4 protein-coding genes are annotated in these 2,489 nt (G+C 62.7%); 1 reads left to right on the top strand and 3 read right to left on the bottom strand.

What is annotated here, in order from left to right; genetic code table 11:
- Positions 1-55: 55 nt before the first annotated feature.
- The 3 genes from EOA86_RS30430 to tsaA form a co-directional block, all read right to left on the bottom strand.
- Complete coding sequence (locus tag EOA86_RS30430; protein ID WP_128345010.1) at positions 56-1,015, bottom strand: D-amino acid aminotransferase; 960 nt, start codon at positions 1,013-1,015, stop codon at positions 56-58.
- Positions 1,016-1,117: 102 nt separating this feature from the next.
- Entirely contained in the window at positions 1,118-1,429 is a 312-nt protein-coding gene (locus EOA86_RS30425) for a DUF2293 domain-containing protein (protein ID WP_065010335.1), read from the bottom strand.
- Positions 1,426-1,947: a tRNA (N6-threonylcarbamoyladenosine(37)-N6)-methyltransferase TrmO gene (gene tsaA / locus EOA86_RS30420; RefSeq protein WP_164892131.1), complete on the bottom strand. Its 522-nt coding sequence runs from the start codon at positions 1,945-1,947 to the stop codon at positions 1,426-1,428. The genes EOA86_RS30425 and tsaA overlap by 4 nt, the downstream gene beginning before the upstream one ends.
- Positions 1,948-2,089: 142 nt before the next feature.
- Between tsaA and EOA86_RS30415 the strand changes: the two genes are divergently transcribed.
- Positions 2,090-2,489, top strand: a 400-nt coding sequence (locus EOA86_RS30415; RefSeq protein WP_164892130.1) for a metalloregulator ArsR/SmtB family transcription factor, incomplete at its 3' end; no start/stop codon positions are given.

Here is a 2,489-nt window from a genome sequence, read left to right as displayed (position 1 = left end):
AGATTTCGGTGCGTGTGCCCGAGCAGTGGATTTACCGCGCGTAGCCACGCTCGGGTCAGGGATAGCGCACCAAGTTGGACCAGGCCGGGTCTTCGTGCTTTTGCCAATAGATCGCCGTGAGGCGCCTGGTAATCGCGCCGACCTTACCGTCCGCGACCGGAATACCGTCGATCATCGTTACCGGCATGATGCCGCCGGCAGTCGAGGTGATGAAGACCTCGTCGGCCTGACGCAGCGCAGCGACGCTGACATCGGCTGCTGTGACGGCAAGCCCGGCCTCCGCGCAGAGATCGAAGACGGTGCGGCGGGTGATGCCGGGCAGCACGCCGACAGCCGGGGTCGACAGTTTACCGTCATCCACGCAAAAGACGTTGAAGCCGGGGCCTTCCGCGACATTGCCGTTGAAATCGAGGACCAGCGCGGTCTCGGCGCCGCGCTCATAGGCGTCGTAGAGGCCTCGCACCAGGTCGAGCCAGTGATAGTTCTTGATCGCCGGGTCGATCGAAGCCGGTGGGATGCGCACCTTGTCGCTGATCGCCACATGCAGGCCGCGCTGCAATTGTTCGGCATTGGCGACCGAGCCGAAGGGAACGGCGAAAGCCATGAAGCGGTTGACCGCGTCGCGCGGGTCGCGGCTGAAGGTCGGCGAGGCGCCGCGCGTGCACAGCATCTCGACATAAGCGGCGCGATGACCCGACAGCGACACGCAATTGTGGAGGATTTCGGCGACGCCTTCGCGGTCGAACCGGATCGTCATGCGCAGCTTTTCCAGCCCGCCGAAGAAGCGATCGAGATGCAGGTCGAGGCGGAAGAAGCGGCCGTCCCAGACATGCACCGTGTCGTAAGTAGCGTCGGAGTGCAGGAAGCCCCAATCCAGCACCGAGATCTTGGCTTGCGACATCGGCAGATATTGCCCGTCCAGGAAGGCAACGCCTTCCGGATAGGAGTGCGGGTCTATGTGATGGGCGGAGAGCGAGGGCAGTGGTTTAGTGTGCCGATCGGCCGGCTTGCTCATCACGTCCTCCGTCAGATCATTTTTCGCCGATCAGATGGCGGGATAGAGCCGCAGAGCACAAGACACAGGCTGGGCTTGCCGCTGGGCCATCGAGAGAAGTTGTTAGTCCTCATCGTCATCCTCGAGCAGACGGGTGGCGCGCCAGCGGGTCAGGACGATGTTGGTCTGTTCCATGACGAAGAAGCGCGCGGAGTCGCGGTCATAGCCTTCGGCCAGCAGTTTTTCGTAGTCGGTGTGCACATGACGGATATGAGCTGTCGTCGCCAGCCACACGGCGATCGTCGGCGGCAGGCTCTTCATATGCACCGCGCCGGCGTCGGCGCGGATCTTTTCCATGTCAGCATAGGGCGCCAGCGGTAATAGCGCCGTCAGCGCCTTGGCGATGGCGCGGCGACGGCCGGTCGGCGCGCTCATCTCCCGTCCTGTCCGGGCTCGTCCCGCCCGGCAATGGTTGCGTCCGCAAAGGCATCGGTCGACGCGAAATACGGCTTGATGTCGATGACCGGCGTGCCGTCGAGCACGTCGATCGCATCGATATCGATACGGCCCGTGTCGATGTCGATGGCGACGAGCTTGGCGATATGCAACCCGACAGGGTTCGGCCGGGCAGGGGAGCGCAGCGAAAAAACGCCTTTCGGTTCAGCCGCATGGCGGGGGTTCTGGACAATCAGGGTCCGCGGTGCATGGTGCAGCCAGGACAGGATGATGATGTGGCTGGCGCGCTCCAGGCCGAGCAGGCCGTCACGATAGGGCTGGTCGATCGTGAGAACCGCCGGCTGTCCCGTTTCCCGCGCGGATCTCATGTTCTTGGGGCAAGTTTCCCGCGCGGTCCAGGGCGAGGCGATGCGACCGATGAAGACCACATGGCCGTCCGGCGGCATATCTGCCGGATCGTTTTCCAGAAGCTTTTCGCCGCTGCGCGTCTCGAACATGGTTTCCGCCCCGATCATGCTTCTGGCTTTGCGCGATCCACCGCGCATGCGTCATATTCTTGTCCGTAAGCGACATAGCGCTTGCAAGCCTATCAAAATCGACATAAAGATATGTTTATATCTTTTCAAAGAGAATGCTCGCATGCATGTCGCACTCGACACCATGGTAGATACATTGAAGGCGGCGGCCGAATCTAGCCGGTTGCGCATCCTGGCGTTGCTGTCGCGCGGCGACCTAACCGTTTCCGATCTCACCGAAATCCTCGGCCAGTCGCAGCCGCGCGTCTCGCGCCACCTGAAGCTTTTGCTGGAGGCGGGACTGATCGGCCGTTACCAGGAGGGCTCATGGGCCTTCTTCCGGCTGTCGGATTCGGATGCGGCGCGGGATTTCGTGCTCAGGCTGGTCTCCGGCATCCGGGCTGCCGATCCGCAGGTCGAGCGTGACCTCGAGCGGTTGGCGGCGGTCAAGCGCAAGCGGCAGGATCGCGCCGCCGAATATTTCTCCGTAAACGCCGCAAGCTGGGACCATATCCGCTCGCTGC

It is taken from the genome of Mesorhizobium sp. M5C.F.Ca.IN.020.32.2.1 (assembly GCF_004023105.1).
In the GTDB taxonomy this organism is placed as follows: Bacteria; Pseudomonadota; Alphaproteobacteria; order Rhizobiales; family Rhizobiaceae; genus Mesorhizobium; species Mesorhizobium wenxiniae.
The sequence above is the reverse complement of the archived record's forward strand: the minus strand, read 5'-3'. Positions and strand labels throughout refer to the sequence as shown.

What these genes read in the sequence shown, in the direction of transcription:
- tsaA (WP_164892131.1), bottom strand. Translation starts at nt 1,947, where the DNA reads ATGTTCGAGACGCGCAGCGGCGAAAAGCTTCTGGAAAACGATCCGGCA.
- EOA86_RS30425 (WP_065010335.1), bottom strand. Translation starts at nt 1,429, where the DNA reads ATGAGCGCGCCGACCGGCCGTCGCCGCGCCATCGCCAAGGCGCTGACG.
- EOA86_RS30430 (WP_128345010.1), bottom strand. Translation starts at nt 1,015, where the DNA reads ATGAGCAAGCCGGCCGATCGGCACACTAAACCACTGCCCTCGCTCTCC.